The organism is Saccharothrix tamanrassetensis (assembly GCF_014203665.1).
Lineage (GTDB): Bacteria > Actinomycetota > Actinomycetes > Mycobacteriales > Pseudonocardiaceae > Actinosynnema > Actinosynnema tamanrassetense.
The window spans coordinates 300,029-314,876 of record NZ_JACHJN010000006.1; the positions used below are offsets into that span (position 1 = coordinate 300,029).

At 70.6% G+C, this 14,848-nt stretch carries 10 protein-coding genes and 1 tRNA gene; 5 read left to right on the forward strand and 6 right to left on the reverse strand.

The window, feature by feature from the left end:
* Positions 1–77 precede the first annotated feature (77 nt).
* Both FHS29_RS20935 and FHS29_RS20940 read right to left on the reverse strand, forming a co-directional pair.
* A tRNA-Arg gene (locus tag FHS29_RS20935) sits at positions 78–150 on the reverse strand.
* A 124-nt stretch (positions 151–274) separates the two neighbouring features.
* The gene (locus FHS29_RS20940; protein ID WP_184692902.1) at positions 275–1,330 is read right to left on the reverse strand and encodes a LacI family DNA-binding transcriptional regulator; all 1,056 of its coding nucleotides are present in this window, start codon (positions 1,328–1,330) and stop codon (positions 275–277) included.
* A 62-nt stretch (positions 1,331–1,392) separates the two neighbouring features.
* On the opposite strand from FHS29_RS20940, the gene FHS29_RS20945 reads away from it, so the two are divergent.
* Positions 1,393–2,571: an MFS transporter gene (locus FHS29_RS20945; RefSeq protein WP_184692904.1), complete on the forward strand. Its 1,179-nt coding sequence runs from the start codon at positions 1,393–1,395 to the stop codon at positions 2,569–2,571.
* Here the strand turns inward: FHS29_RS20945 and FHS29_RS20950 are convergent.
* Positions 2,537–3,097 (reverse strand): DUF3558 family protein, encoded by a 561-nt coding sequence (locus tag FHS29_RS20950; protein WP_184692907.1) that lies wholly within the window; start codon positions 3,095–3,097, stop codon positions 2,537–2,539. The genes FHS29_RS20945 and FHS29_RS20950 overlap by 35 nt on opposite strands.
* 80 nt (positions 3,098–3,177) lie before the next feature.
* Here FHS29_RS20950 and FHS29_RS20955 point away from each other — a divergent pair, with 80 nt between their 5' ends.
* Positions 3,178–5,130 carry a bifunctional copper resistance protein CopD/cytochrome c oxidase assembly protein gene (locus tag FHS29_RS20955; RefSeq protein WP_184692909.1) on the forward strand — a complete coding sequence of 651 codons (1,953 nt, stop codon included), beginning with the start codon at positions 3,178–3,180 and terminating at the stop codon, positions 5,128–5,130.
* A 138-nt stretch (positions 5,131–5,268) separates the two neighbouring features.
* On the opposite strand, the gene FHS29_RS20960 is transcribed toward FHS29_RS20955, so the two are convergent.
* From FHS29_RS20960 to FHS29_RS20970, 3 genes are read right to left on the reverse strand one after another with little or no spacing between them, the layout of a single operon-like run.
* Positions 5,269–6,081 (reverse strand): ABC transporter permease, encoded by an 813-nt coding sequence (locus tag FHS29_RS20960; protein WP_184692911.1) that lies wholly within the window; start codon positions 6,079–6,081, stop codon positions 5,269–5,271.
* Between the two features lie 14 nt (positions 6,082–6,095).
* On the reverse strand, positions 6,096–7,025 hold the full coding sequence (locus FHS29_RS20965; protein WP_184692914.1) for an ATP-binding cassette domain-containing protein: 930 nt from the start codon (positions 7,023–7,025) through the stop codon (positions 6,096–6,098).
* Complete coding sequence (locus tag FHS29_RS20970) at positions 7,022–7,636, reverse strand: TetR/AcrR family transcriptional regulator (protein WP_184692916.1); 615 nt, start codon at positions 7,634–7,636, stop codon at positions 7,022–7,024. Before FHS29_RS20970 ends, FHS29_RS20965 begins: the two co-directional genes overlap by 4 nt.
* 162 nt (positions 7,637–7,798) lie before the next feature.
* Between FHS29_RS20970 and FHS29_RS20975 the strand changes: the two genes are divergently transcribed.
* The 3 genes from FHS29_RS20975 to FHS29_RS20985 all read left to right on the forward strand — a co-directional run bounded on the left by FHS29_RS20975 (position 7,799) and on the right by FHS29_RS20985 (position 14,744).
* Positions 7,799–8,389 (forward strand): single-stranded DNA-binding protein, encoded by a 591-nt coding sequence (locus tag FHS29_RS20975; protein WP_184692918.1) that lies wholly within the window; start codon positions 7,799–7,801, stop codon positions 8,387–8,389.
* A 507-nt stretch (positions 8,390–8,896) separates the two neighbouring features.
* Positions 8,897–10,573, forward strand: coding sequence for an energy-dependent translational throttle protein EttA (gene ettA / locus FHS29_RS20980; RefSeq protein WP_184692920.1), 1,677 nt, complete (start codon positions 8,897–8,899; stop codon positions 10,571–10,573).
* A 16-nt stretch (positions 10,574–10,589) separates the two neighbouring features.
* Positions 10,590–14,744, forward strand: coding sequence for a hypothetical protein (locus tag FHS29_RS20985; RefSeq protein ID WP_184692922.1), 4,155 nt, complete (start codon positions 10,590–10,592; stop codon positions 14,742–14,744).
* Positions 14,745–14,848: the final 104 nt, after the last annotated feature.

The window sequence follows — 14,848 nt, forward strand, 5'->3', positions numbered from 1 at the left end:
CGGACGCTGCCACCAGGGTTTGCACGCGTCCGAGCCACTAGCGCCGCCCCGACCGGCTTCCGCCTGATCAGAGCCAGCGCCCCCGGCAGGATTCGAACCTGCGACCTCGGGATTAGAAGTCCCTCGCTCTCTCCACTGAGCTACGGAGGCTGGAGGGGCGTGACCACGCGCTGTAGCAGCGTAGCTGCCCCACCGGACTCATCGTCCGGAAGCCGTCGACCGTTTCCGTCCAGGCGCTGGAAGAGTGATCAACTTGGCCAAAAAGTGGTGTGGATCACGTTAGAGGCGCGGTGGAGTGGCGTTCGACCAGGGAGACGGCGAGTCTGATTGGTTCTTCTGGTCTACCGCCGGCCAGTAGGCGGAGGGCCGATTCGCCCGCTCGTCGCCCTTTTTCGGTCAGAGGTTGACGCACCGTGGTCAACGGGGGATCGGAGTGTTCCGCTGCGGGCACATCATCGAAGCCCACCACGGACACATCGCGCGGCACGGCGAGACTTAGGTCACGAACCGCCTGCAAAGCGCCGAACGCCAACTCGTCGGACGCGCACAGCAGCGCCGTCGGACGGGGCGTCGAAGAGAGCAGTGCGCGGGCGCCCGTGCGGCCCAGCTCGCGGCTGCTGCCCGCACACTCCCACACCGGCACGCCGGGGCCGACGACATCCAAGTACCCGGCCAGGCGGTCACGGGTCACCCGGAACGTGCTGCCGGACAGTCGACCGGCGGACACGAAGCCGTTGCGGTCGTCGGGGTGCAGGCTGAACGTCAGGACGCCGAACCGCGTGTGTCCCAGCGAGCGCAGGTGTATCGCCGCCATCCGCGCCCCGCCGAAGTCGTCCACCTCCACGCGTGCCGTATCCGGCAGCACGGGCTGGTCGATCACGACCATGGGCAGTCCACGGACCCGCACGGCATCCAGGGCGGGCGCATGGTCGGGCAGTGAGTACGCCACCACGACGTCCGCCGCGGCCCGCGCCACGGTTTCCGGACGTGGTCCGCCTTCGGTGCCGCCGGGCATCAGCACGAGGCAGTGGTCGTGGCCGTCGACGGTCGACGCGAGTCCGTCGAGCACGATCGACACCGCGGGGTCGGAGAACGCCGCGGACAGGTGCTGGCCGAGCATGAAGCCCACAGCCGCACTGTGCCTGGTCGCGAGGCTTCGCGCGACCGGGTCCGGGCCGGCGTAACCGATCGATGCCGCGGTCTCCAGGATTCGTTCACGCAGCGCCGCCGACAGCTGGTCGGGTCGGTTGTAGGCGTTGGAGACCGTGGCACGCGACACCCCGACCGCGCTGGCGACGGTGTCGAGGGTGGGCTTGCGGGGTCGTTCCACGTGACGAGATTAACGAGCTATCCGGTTGAACGTACTGAAGCGCTTCAGTCACACTCGACCACATGCGCCCTGCCGTGTTCGCAGTATTCCTCTTCAACGGCGCCCTGTTCTTGTCCTGGGCGGCACGGCTGCCGACGCTCGCCGCACAGGTGGGCGCCGGCGAAGCCACTCTCGGCCTGGCCCTGCTCGGCGCGAGCATCGGCCTGGCGATCACCGCCCCGATCGCAGCCCGGGTGTGCGCGGCGGTCGGCGCGCGGAAGCTGGTGATGGTCGGCGCGGCGGTCACCGTGCTGGCCGTGCCCGCCCTCTCGTTCGCCGGATCACCGCTGCACTTGGGTGTGAACCTGTTCGTGCTGGGCTCGTGCGGCGCGACGCTGGACGTCGGCATGAACGTCGCGGCCGTCGCCGTCACCCGTGCCCTGGACCGGCCGCTGATGCCCCAGTTCCACGCGGGTTTCAGCCTCGGCGGGCTGGTCGGCTCACTGGGGGCCGCCGCGGCTTCGGCGGCGGGCTGGGGCCTGCGCACGCACCTGGTCACGGCGGCGGTGGTCGGCGCGGTCGCGATGGCGGCGGTGATCCGCTCGGTGCCCGGCGAGACCGGCGAACCCGTCCAGGACCGCCACAACGACCGGTCGGTCGTGCGCCGTCCGCTGCTGTGGCTGCTCGCGGGCATCACGGTGTGCTCGGCGATCGCCGAAGGGGCCACCGCCGACTGGTCCGCGCTGTTCTTCGTGCGGGAACGCGAACTCAGCGAGGCCGTCGCCGCCATGCCCTACGCGGGCTTCTCGATCGCGATGGTCATCGCCCGGCTGGTCGGCGAGCCGGTGCAACGCCGACTCGGTCCGTACCGGCTGCTCGGGAGCGGTGCGGTGGTCGCCGCAGCGGGTCTCGCGCTCGCCGTGCTGGTCGACGCGCCGGTCGCCGGTTTCGTGGGCTTCGCGCTGGTGGGCCTGGGACTGTCGTTCGGCTTCCCGGTGGTCATGGACCTGGCGGGGGATGCGGGGCGCCGTGCCGACGGCACCGGCGGCGAACGGGAGATCGGCCTGGTGACGACGGTCGCCTACACCGGCTTCCTGGTGGGCCCGCCGATGGTGGGCGGCCTGGCGCACGTCAGCTCGCTGAGCATCGCGCTGGGCGTCGTGGCGTTCATCACCGCCCTGATCGTGCCGACGGCGTGGCTGGCCCGCAACGCCCGCGCCCGCGAGCTCAGCCGGGTGGAAGCCGGTTCAGCGCGACCTTGATCAGCGGCTGCAGGGTGGCCACCATCTGCTCGGACTTGCCGCCGTTCAACGTCATCGCGACCAGGATGCTGCGGTTCGGGTTCACCGCCGTGGTGGTGGTGCACACCATCGCGTTGCCGTCGAGATCGCACGACACCCACGACGAGTGGCCTTCCACGACCACCTCACGGCCCTTCGGCTGGCGCTGCCGCACGTGCTCGTACTTCTGGTAGAGCGCGGTCACGACGCTCGCGCCGTCGAACACGAACTGGCACGACTCCTGGATCACGTCGTCCTTGCGGGTCGGCTCACGGGTCAGCGCGCCGACCGGCTTGAGGTCGTCGGCGGTGAGCAGCCGGCACGGGTCGACACCCTGCACCGAGCGCTGCTTGGCGATCTTCGGCGCGGCGTCCGGCGCGGCCGAGGAGGTGGTGGTCGGCGGGGTGAATCCGGCCTCGGGCAGCGCGTCGCCGTTGATGGTGTAGCTGCACCCGGTGAGGGTGAGCGCGGTCACAGCCACCACGAGCCACGTACGAGAGCTGGTCACGTCCAGCAACCGTAGTGGGTGTGATCGACGCACGTCCGGCGGTTGGTGGTGATGTTGCCGGGAGGCCTACGCTCGATCCCGTGCCCATCGACACGCCCACCCGAACCCAGCGCACCGGTCTGGTCCCGTTGCTGGTCGTCGGCACGGCCATAGCCGCCCTGCTGGCAGCAGTGCTGGCGGCTGTGACCGGCGGCGACAAGTCGGGCCTGATCATCGTGCGCGTGCTGACCGAGTCGGCCGCCGTGGTGACCATCGGCTCACTGCTGCTGGCCGCGTTCCTGGTGCCCCCGCAGGAGAACGGGACACTGGCCGCGGACGGCTACGCGGCGCTGCGCACGGCGGCGTGGGCGGCGCTGGTGTGGACGCTGGGCGCGGTGGCCGCCGTGCCGTTCACCGCCGCCGACGCGCTCGGCCAGCCGGTCACCGCCGTGCTGGACCCGGCGGTGCTGTTCCAGCTCGCCGGGTTCCTGGAGCAGGCCAAGGCGTGGATGATCACGGCGGTGATCGTGGCGCTGCTCGCGCTGGGCTGCCGGCTGGTGCTGTCCTGGGGCTGGACCACGGTGCTGTTCTTCCTGTCCGTGTTCGCCCTGGTGCCGGTCGCGGTGACCGGGCACTCGTCCGGCGGCGGCTCGCACGACGTGGCCACGAACAGCCTGCTGTACCACCTGATCGCGGCGGCGCTGTGGGTCGGCGGGCTGATCGCGCTGCTCGCGCACGGCCGTCGGGGCGGCGACCACCTGAGTTTGGCGACCAGGCGGTTCTCCCGGCTGGCGCTGGTGTGCTGGATCGTGATGGCCGTCTCGGGCGTGGTCAACGCGTGGGTGCGATTGCCCTTGAGCCAGCTGTTCACCAGTGAGTACGGGCTGTTGGTGCTGGGCAAGACGCTCGCCTTGGTGGCGCTCGGGGTGTTCGGCTACTTCCAGCGGGAGAAGGGCGTTCGGCAGGTCGTGGAGACCGGGTCCGGGCGTTCGCTGCTGAAGCTCGCCGGCGTCGAAGTGCTGCTGATGTTCCTCACCATCGGGTTGGCCGCCGCGTTGAGCCGGACGCCACCGCCGCCGGAGGGACGGGCGTTCCCCAGCACGGTGGAACTGCGCATCGGCTATGACCTGTTCGGCGCGCCCACGTTCGCCAAGCTGATGGTGGACTGGCGGTTCGACCTGATCTTCGGCACGGGCGCGATCGTGCTGGCCGTGGTGTACCTGCTGGGAGTGCGGCGGCTCAGGCGGCGCGGTGACGCGTGGCCGGTGGGGCGCACGATCGCGTGGGTCGCGGGCTGTCTGACCGTGCTGTTCGCCACGTCGTCGGGGCTCGGGCGGTACGCGCCGGCGATGTTCAGCGTGCACATGGAGAGCCACATGCTGCTCTCGATGCTCGCACCGATCCTGCTGGTGCTGGGCGGTCCGGTGACGCTGGCGCTGCGTGCGCTGCCTACTGCCGGCAAGGGGAACCCGCCCGGTGCGCGCGAGTGGATCCTGGCGTTCGTGCACTCGCCGGTGGCGAAGGTGCTGACGAATCCCTTCGTGGCGTTGGCGTTGTTCGTCGGGTCGTTCTACGGGCTGTACTTCTCCGGGCTGTTCGACGCCGCGCTGGACTACCACTGGGCGCACCTGGCGATGAACGCGCACTTCATCCTCGTCGGGTACGTGTTCTACTGGCCGGTGATCGGCATCGACCCGGCGCCGAACCGGCTGCCTCCGTTGGGCCGCCTGGGTCTGCTGTTCGCGTCCATCCCGTTCCACGCGTTCTTCGGCATCGTGCTGATGAGTTCGCAGACGGTGATCGGGGAGAACTTCTACCGGGCGCTCGCACTGCCGTGGGTCACGTCCCAGCTGGACGACCAGCGGCTCGGCGGCGGTATCGCGTGGGCGGCGGGGGAGGTGCCGCTGATCGTGGTGATGGTGGCACTGCTCGTGCAGTGGGCGCGTTCGGACGACCGGGACGCGCGTCGGTCGGACCGCAAGGCCGACTCGGACGGTGACGCGGATCTGGCCGCCTACAACGCGATGCTGCGCAAGATGTCCGAACGGGAGTAGCGGCGGTACTCACCCGGTACGACGCCGGCCGGGGCGGCTCGCCGACTCGCCGCAGGTGCGGCCGAGCCTGCGTGCTCGCCCCGATCCGTGCGTTGCGTCCGAATGCCGATGCCCGCAGGGGTTCTCCGGCCGGATCGCCTAGAGCGGACGGCGGAAGCCGCGCACCGCGAACACCCATCCGACCACCGCGAGCGCCGCGCTGGTCACCAGTGCGCCCACCACCCCGGTCACCGGGTGCGCCAGGGCGAGCGCGCGGGCCGCGTCCACGGCGTAGGTCAGCGGGTTGACGTTCGCCACCGCCTGGAGCCAACCGGGCAGCCCCGCCACCGGCACGTACGCGCTGGAGGCGAACATCAGCGGGAACATCGCCAGGAAGCCCACCGTCTGCATCAGCTCGGCGTTGCGCAGCCAGGCGGCGACGGCCAGGAAGATCCAGCCCAGACCCCAGCCGACGGCCAGCGCCAGGGCCAGCGCGGCGGTCATCCCGACGACGCCGCCCGCCGGCGCGAAGCCGAAGATCACCACGGCGAACAGCAGCATCAGCACCAGCTGCGCGGCCGTGCGCACCAGGTCGGACAGGCTTCGCGCGACGAGCACCGAACCCAGCCGGATCGGCAGCGAGCGGAACCGGGCCAGGACGCCGTTCTTCATGTCCGTGACCAGGCCGACGCCCGCTTGCAGCGCGGACTGCATGGCGGTGTTCACCAGGATCGCGGGCATCAGGTAGTCGATGTACGCGACACCCCGCGGGAAGCCGGGGGTGTTCGCGATGCTCGCGAAGATCTGGCTGAACAGGGTGAGCATGATCAGCGGCTGGAGGATGCTGAACACGATCATCCGCGGGTCGCTGACCAGCGTGCGCAGCGACCGTTGGGTCAACACCAGCACCTGGGTGGCGAAATCCGTTCCACGCCAACGGGTGTGCGGCGCGGCGGCGAGAGTGGCGGTCATGTCGGGTGGTCCTTTCAGGCCGCGTGTGCCGCGAGGGTCAGGTAGACGTCGTCGAGGGTCGGCTCGCCCAACGCCAGTTCGGTGGCCTCCAGGCCTACCTCGTCCAGGGCGCGGACCACGACGGCCAGCTCGCGGGACGACGCCACGGGCGCGGTCAGCGTGTCGAGCGCCGGCACGGGCTGCATCCCGGCGCGTTCCAGGGCTTCCTGTGCCTTGGGCACGTCGGAAGCGTCGGCCAGGGTGACCGTGACGGAACGCTGGCCCACCTGCGCCTTCAGCTCGGCGCTGGTGCCGGCGGCGACCACCTTGCCCTGCGCCAGCACGGTGATCGAGTCCGCCAGCCGGTCCGCCTCGTCCAGGTACTGGGTGGTCAGCAGCACGGTCGTGCCGTCGGTGACCAGGTTCTCCACGATCTCCCACAGCCCCAGCCGGCTCGCCGGGTCCAGGCCGGTGGTCGGCTCGTCCAGGAAGATCACCTCGGGGTGGCCGACCAGGCTCGCGGCCAGGTCCAGCCGGCGGCGCATGCCGCCCGAGTAGGTGCGGGAGGGTCGCTTCGCGGCGTCGGACAGCCCGAACAGCTCCAGCAGCTCGGTGCCGCGGGCCCTGGCCTCACGCGGGCTCGCGCCCAGCAGGCGGGCGATCAGGACCAGGTTGTCCAGACCGGACAGGCCCTCGTCGACGGCGGCGAACTGGCCGGTCAGGCCGATCCGGCTGCGCACCTGGTGCGCCTGCCGGACCACGTCGAAGCCCGCGACCCGGGCGGTGCCCGCGTCCGGCGGCAGCATCGTGGTGAGCACGTTGACCAACGTCGTCTTGCCCGCGCCGTTGTGGCCGAGCAGGCCGAGCACGGTGCCCTTCGGCACGGCGATGCCCACCCCGTCCAGCGCCTTCTGCGCGCCGAACGCCTTGCCGACGTCGGACGCCTCGATCATCAGGTCGTTCACTGGTCTCCCCTCAGTACCCCGTGCAGGTAGAGCTCCACGAGTTGGTCGGTGTCGGCGGTGGAGTCGCCGAAGCCGTCGCCTTGCATCCGGTTGGTGAACACCAGCCCGAGCAGCAGCCGGGCGGCCAGTTGCGGGTCGACGCGCATCCGGTGCGCGTCCGGTTCGAACAGGCTCGCGATGCGCTCGGAGAGTCGCTGCATCTCCACCGGCGGGCCCTTGTGCCCACCCTCGCCGTGCTGCGGGTGGTAGCCGGAGTCGCGCAGGACGCCGACCAGCTTCCACGTCCGGTCCAGGTAGCCGGAGGCGGCGCTGATCGCCCACGAGAGGCGGTCGGCGAGGTGTTCGACCTGCCTGGCGTCCTCGATCAGGCCGAGTTCGGCATCGACCTGGAGCACCTCGCGGACGCACGTGGCGATCAGCTCCTGCTTGTCCTTGAACGCCCGGAAGACGGTCCCCTCCGCGATGCCGGCCGCCTTGGCGATCTGGCTGGTGGTCACGTTCGCGCCGTGCTCGAACAGCAGCGGGAGGGTCGCGGCGACGATCGCCTCGCGACGGTCCTCGGTACTCATCGCGGGCGCGCGCTTTCGACGCGGGGTGGGGTCTTCGGGCATGTCACCAGCGTATGAGTGAGTCCTCACTCATGTCAACGAGTGAGCGCTCACTCATAGTTTGTCCACAGCCCCGGAAGTTGTCCACAGATCGCGATCCGGGGCTTTCGTCCCAGCTCAGCGCCCGGCAACCTGGACCCAGGAGATCAACCCGAGGAGGCAGCAGTGGCTTACAACGAAACCCGCATCACGCTCAGCGGCATCGTGGCCAGCCCGGTCACCCGCACCACCGTCGGCACCGGGGACAGCCGGGCGAAGTTCCGCATGCTCACCACCGAACGCCGCTTCGACCCGGACCGCCAGGTCTGGGTGAGCGGCGCGCACATGTTCCTGTCCGTCACGTGCTGGCGCGCCCTCGCCGACAACGTCCACCTGTCCCTGACCAAGAACGACCCGATCGTGGTGCACGGCAAGATGACGATCAAGGAGTTGACCGAGGGCGAGGGCGTCCGCCAGTTCGTGGACGTCGAGGCGCAGGCGGTGGGGCCGAACCTGGCCTCGTGCACGGCGGTCGTCACCCGCCTCCGCAAGGACGGCGACGCCACCACGTCCACGCCGCGCTCGAACCAGGAGGCCCTCATCCCGCACCCCAGGGACGAGCCGGCGGTCTACACCTGGCAGAAGGGCGGAGACCCGCCCGACACCGTCGTGCCGGCGAGCCCCGACGACGTCGGGCCGGCGAGCACGGACGGCGAGGGCGCCGCGTCCCCCGATGACGGCGGGGACCGGTCGCGGAAAGCGAAGGTGCCGTTCTGAGCCACCGCCCTCGTGGTGACGGTCGGCAGTCACGGCCGGTCGGCGGGCCGTGGTCGGCTCTCGGCAACCGGTCGCCGTCGGCAGTCATTCGGTCAGCGGCGTTCTCTAAGCGAGTGGAGTAGCCGGGCACCCTGGTCCCTGTGACTGTCAGCAGCCGGAGGGGGCAACCGAAGTGCGGTCCTGAGCCGTTCGGGGCATGAACGCCGGAAACGGGTCGGTGCGCGGACCCGCGACGGACAATGCCCGTCGAGTGTCGCCATCACGAGCATCGAGGAGGGAGGTCGTGGGCAGGCGTCGGGGCGGTTCCCGCGCAGGCACGAGGGCTTGACACCGCAACGAGTTCACGCATCCGGCTGGATCCGCTGGTCACAGCCTCGCACCCGAGCGATCCCGACGCGCTGTTACAGGTGTGGGTGACCCACGTTCGCGTTAACTCTGCGTTGTCACCACGTCCGTTGCCGGCGTCCGAGGTACTTGCCCGATCGGCACCGCTCTACGATCGCGGGCATGGCCGAGTTCATCTACACCATGAAGAAGGTGCGCAAGGCGCACGGGGACAAGGTCATCCTCGATGACGTCACGATCATGTTCTACCCCGGTGCGAAGATCGGCGTGGTCGGCCCGAACGGAGCCGGCAAGTCGAGCGTGCTGAAGATCATGGCCGGCCTGGACACACCGGGCAACGGCGAGGCCTACCTCTCGCCGGGCTACACGGTGGGCATCCTGCAGCAGGAACCGCCGCTCAACGAGGAGAAGACCGTCCTGGGCAACGTTCAGGAGGGACTCGGCGAGATCAAGGTGAAGCTGGACCGCTTCAACGAGATCGCCGAGAAGATGGCCGTCGACTACTCCGACGAGCTGATGGAGGAGATGGGGCAGCTCCAGGAGGAGCTGGACCACGCGAACGCGTGGGACCTCGACTCCCAGCTGGAGCAGGCGATGGACGCCCTGCGCTGCCCTCCGCCCGACGCCGACGTGAAGGTGCTCTCCGGTGGCGAGCGCCGGCGGGTCGCGCTGTGCAAGCTGCTGCTCAGCAAGCCCGACCTGCTGCTGCTCGACGAGCCCACCAACCACCTGGACGCGGAGAGCGTCCTGTGGCTGGAACAGCACCTCGCGCAGTACGCCGGTGCCGTCCTGGCGGTCACCCACGACCGGTACTTCCTGGACAACCTGTCCCAGTGGATCCTGGAGCTGGACCGCGGCCGGGCCCACGCCTACGAGGGCAACTACTCCAGCTACCTGGAGAAGAAGGCCGAGCGGCTCGCCGTCCAGGGCAAGAAGGACCAGAAGCTGCAGAAGCGGCTCAAGGACGAGCTGGACTGGGTCCGGTCCGGCGCCAAGGCGCGCCAGGCCAAGTCCAAGGCCCGTCTCGGACGCTACGAGGAGATGGCCGCCGAGGCGGAGAAGACCCGCAAGCTCGACTTCGAGGAGATCCAGATCCCGCCGGGCCCGCGTCTGGGCAGCGTCGTGGTCGAGGTCGACAAGCTGAAGAAGGGCTTCGGCGACCGGGTGCTGATCGACGGCCTGTCGTTCAGCCTGCCGCGCAACGGCATCGTCGGTGTCATCGGCCCGAACGGCGTCGGCAAGACGACGCTGTTCAAGACCATCGTGGGGCTCGAGGAGCCCGACGGCGGCACGGTGAAGGTCGGCGAGACGGTCAAGCTGTCCTACGTCGACCAGAACCGCGGCGGCATCGACCCGAAGAAGAACGTGTGGGAGGTCGTCTCCGACGGTCTCGACTACATCCACGTCGGCAACGTCGAGATGCCGTCGCGGGCGTACGTCAGCGCGTTCGGCTTCAAGGGCCCCGACCAGCAGAAGCCGGCGGGCGTGCTGTCCGGCGGCGAGCGCAACCGGCTCAACCTGGCGCTCACCCTCAAGCAGGGCGGAAACCTGATCCTGCTCGACGAGCCGACGAACGACCTGGACGTGGAGACCCTGGGTTCACTGGAGAACGCACTGGAGCAGTTCCCCGGCTGCGCCGTGGTCATCTCGCACGACCGGTGGTTCCTGGACCGCGTCGCCACGCACATCCTGGCGTGGGAGGGCACCGACGAGAACCCGTCCCAGTGGTACTGGTTCGAGGGCAACTTCGAGGGCTACGAGAAGAACAAGGTGGAGCGTCTGGGCGCGGAGGCCGCGAGGCCGCACCGCGTCACCTACCGCAAGCTCACACGAGACTGAGCCGGGTAGGGACACCGTGGCGGCGAGGGGCGAAGCGCAGGCGGACATCGAGGTGAGCACGCTGGTCGTGCCCGCCTGGCGGCTGCGTTGGCGGGCACCGGAACTGGCGCTGGTGCTGGGCGAGCGCGCGGTAGCGCTCGCCTCCGCCCGCCGCGACGAGGTCGACCGGTTGCGCGCGGAGTCCCTGGTGGTCTTCGCGAGCAACCGGATGGGCCGCGGGGTCAAGACCGCCGACCGGGCGCTGGACGCCCTGAAGGCGGCCGAGACCGAAGCGGAGCACGAGACGGCGTGGCGGCTGCGCGTCGAGTTGGCCGACAGCGCCCGTTCGGTGGGCGCTCCGCTGACCGGCTTCGCCGCCGTCCGCCCCGTTCTCGAAGCCGAGGGCGTGCCGGACGCGCTGCGCGCCTCGGCACTCGTGCAGGCCAGTGAGTGCCTGGTGTCCGTGGGCCGGGGCGCGGCCTTGGCCCAGGCCTTGGCGGAAGCCGACCACCTCTACGCGTCCGACCCGGTCCTGGACCACGACACCGCCCTGCTGCTGCGCGGCCTGCTCCGGGCCGCGGCGGCAGGCCAGCACCGGCGCTGGGGCGACCTCGACGCGGCGATCGGGGCAGGCCGCGAAGGCTTGGCACTGCTGGACCAGTTGACGGACCAGGAGTCCGACAGCGGCCAGGTGCGCGGCAGCCTCACCGTGGAGCTGGTGTGCGCCCTGATGGACGCCGACAAGCCTGCCGAAGCGTCCGAAACCGGAACCCCGCTCCTGGACCGCCCGGTCCGCGCCCCGTCGGCATCGTCCACGGGCTGGTTGCGCCTGGCGCTGGCGACCAGGGTCCACCTCCCGGCCGGCCGGGTGGACCAGGCGCGCGACCTGCTCAAGGACGCGGCCGACAGCGCGGAACGCCACCAGTTGGACACCCTGCTGGCGGAAAGCCTGCTGGCCCTGGCCCACCTCAACGAGGTCTCCGGCGACCTGTCGGAAGCCCTGGCCAACCTCCGCTCCGCCCACGCGGCCGAACGCCGCAGGGCCCGAGCCGTCTACGCGGTGCGGGCGAGGCTGGCCGCCGAGTTCTCCGGCGTGCACCGCCAGCCGACCGGCCTGCACGACCAGTTGACGGCCCTGCTGCGCCGGGAACCACGCACGACCTCCCCACAACCGGAGCCGAACCTGGCCCCCGAGGTCAAGCAGCAACTACGCCAGTGGCGCCCGGTCCAGGTCCACCGAGCGGAAGGCCTGCGCGTCAAACGCGCCCGCAGGGCCGCCGAGGACATGACGGTCGAAGGCATCTCCGCGGCCCGAGCCCACGCAGCCGACCGCTGGCGCCTGGTCCAACCCTTCGGCGACCCAACCCCCCAAGCCGACCCGGCCGCCCCACCCAGCGGTCGCCGCCGGGCTCCTGACCTCGCCGACCAACCACCTCTCACCCCGCCCACCGCACCTGTTACGCCTGCCGCAATCCCCGCACCCCCTGCGACGCCCACCGTTCCGCCTGTCGCACCGACCACCCCAGCGGAGCCCGAGCACGTCCCCCAGGGAAGGCCGGAACACGCGAGGAGCGGTGAAGCCCGCCCGATCCTCAACCGTCCCGGCCCCCAGACCTACCTCGAACAGACCTACCTGGAACGGACGTTCCCACCCGCCACCCCGGCACCTCCCCAGGCGGCAACCCACCACGCGCTTCCCACCCCGCCGAGCCCCGCACACACCACTGCGCCGCCCTCGACCGCCCCTCCTCCGGCTGCCACTGCTCAGGCCGCCCCTCCGCCGATCGTTACTCCACCGGTCGCCACTCCTCCTCCGGCTGTCATCCCGCCGCCCGCGTCGCCACAGGCACCCCTCGCGGATCAGTCGGAGACGACACACGTCTTCCCCCGACTTCCCCAGGACCCGGCGCCGCACGACGCGCCCGATCCCGGCGACGATCAGCGGACCCCGGCCCCGCCGGACCAGGGCTTGCCCATTCCGCCCCAGCCAGGAGTCCCGACGACGCCACCAGGCGTCAGCGGGCTCGCCAGGGCGTTCCAGCCGGTTCACCCGGACTCGCCGCGCGCCGCTTCCGCCCCGAACCCCGGATCCCCGTCTGCCCCCGGATTTCCGTCTGACGCCGGATCCCTTGCGGACGCCGGATCGCCGACTGACACCGGATCACCTACGGGCGCCGTACCTCCGGCGGAGGCCGGACTGCCGGCGGCTCAGGCCATGCACTTCGAGACCGGTTACTCCGGGTCCGAGTCGTATCGGCCGGAGGCCGACGCCGCCGAGTCCTCGGGTTTTGCGGGCAGTTCCGCGCCGGAATTCCGTAGCGAAGACTTCACGGTCGGTAGCACGACCGGTGCTTTTGTTTCCGGCGCTACCGGAGTCGGTGATTCGACGTTCGCCGGAACTCCGACGAGCGAGCCCGCAGGCGCAGGCGGAGGGGCTCATGACCCGGTTGCTGCCGACTCCCGACGTGGCGCGGCCGAAACCGAGTCACGTGTGGCTGAGACCGAGTCACGTGCGGCTCAAACTGCGCCAGGTGCGGCTGAGAGCAGGTCGGACACTGCCGAAACTGGGCCGGATGCGACCGAGGCCGAGTCGGATGCGGGCGGGACCGAGCGGAGTGTGTCTGCTGCCGGGTTGATCGCCGCTGCTGGTGCGGTGCGGAGTGGACGGCGGCGGGCTGCCCGGGAGGCGGCTGGAGGCGGTTCCGAGGAGCCTGTTGCGCCGGCTGTCGTTCCCCAGGGCGCGGATGGGGGGAGTGTGCTGGAGACGCTGAAGGCTGCCGGGCTGCTCGACTCCCAGCGCGCCGGAGGGCGGCGGCGGGCTCCGGAGGCGCCTGAAGCACTTGAGCTGCCTGAAGCGCTGAAGGTGCCCGAAGCACCTCACGACCCGGGGACGCCTGACACTCCGATGACGCCTGACACTCCAATGACGCCCAAGGCCCCCAGGATGCCCGAGGCCCCCAGGATGCCCGAGGCCCCCGGAATGTTCGAGACTCCCAGGATGCCCGAGGCCCCCGGAATGTTCGAGACTCCCAGGATGCCCGAGGCCTCCGGCATGGCTGAGGCGTCCGGGGCACCTGAGACCTTCGAAGGACTCGACGCATCCGAGGCTCCGCGAATGCCTGAGTCGCTGAACGTGCCCGCGCCGAGCGAGGACGTCCAGTGGCGGGTCGAGGCTCCGTCCCGGAGGCGGGAGGACGCTCCTCCGTCGGTCAGCAGGACTCCGTCCTCCGTGGACATGTTCGACTCGCCGACCATGGTCCGGCCCTCGGTGCCTGATGACGACGTGCCGCCGGTCGGGTTGGGGGCTGCCTTCGTCAAAGGCCCCGTGATCCCCACCGCGCGGGTGCCCGAACCGCCCGACGTCCCGGAACCGGGCGACAAGCCGTCGCCGTCACAGCCGGATCCGCTGACTGATCCGCTGACTGATCCGTTGCCCGGGCCACTGCCGGAGCCGCTGCCGGAGCCCCTACCCAAGCGGCTGCCCGACCCACCGCGCGAGCCGTCGCACGAACCATCGCCCAAGCCGCAGCCCGAACCGTCGCCGAATCCGGTGCCCGACGTCCCTGACGCGCCCGACCTCCCTCACACGCCCGACGTGCCCGACGTGCCCGAGCCCGACCAGGTGCCGCCGGTCCCGATCCCGGACCAGGTGCCGCCGAGTCCGTTCGGGCCGTCCAGCTTCCTCGGCCACGCGGACGTGGAGGACGACGAGCCCATGCCCGCACCCCCGCCGGCGTCGGCCGCGAAGACGGGAACGCCCCAGAGGCCTGAAACGCCCCAGACGCCTGAAACGCTCCAGACCCCTGACGCACCCGAAGGGCCCGAAACGGCCGATGGCGCCAAGCCGGGGGAAGAGCCGTTCGTCACAGCCGTGGTGGTGGGCGGCACGGCCATCGAGTTGCCGCCGATCATGGAACCCGATCCGCCCGTGTCCGAATCGCCCAGCGTCACGCGCGCCTCACGCCGCCCGAAGAGCGACCTCAGCCTCGCCGAGCTGCTCGCCGAGGCCCTGGTCGCCTACGAGGCCGGTCGACGGGAGGACGAGGCCGCCCAGGCCGGCACCAGCGCCGCAGACCCCGAGAGCACCGTGCCGATCGTGCCGGTGGGCGCACCGGAGACCGACAACGAGACCACCGCGCCCATCCGGCGGGTGACCGGCGAACCGCCGCGGTGGACGTTGCCCGAAAGCTGAGAAATGATTTGAGGTTTTAATGAGGTTTCCCGCGGGTAACAAAGGCGGGACGCCGAAAATAGCCTTGCCAGGATGAATTTTCCACTTTACCGCAAGTGGTTCGA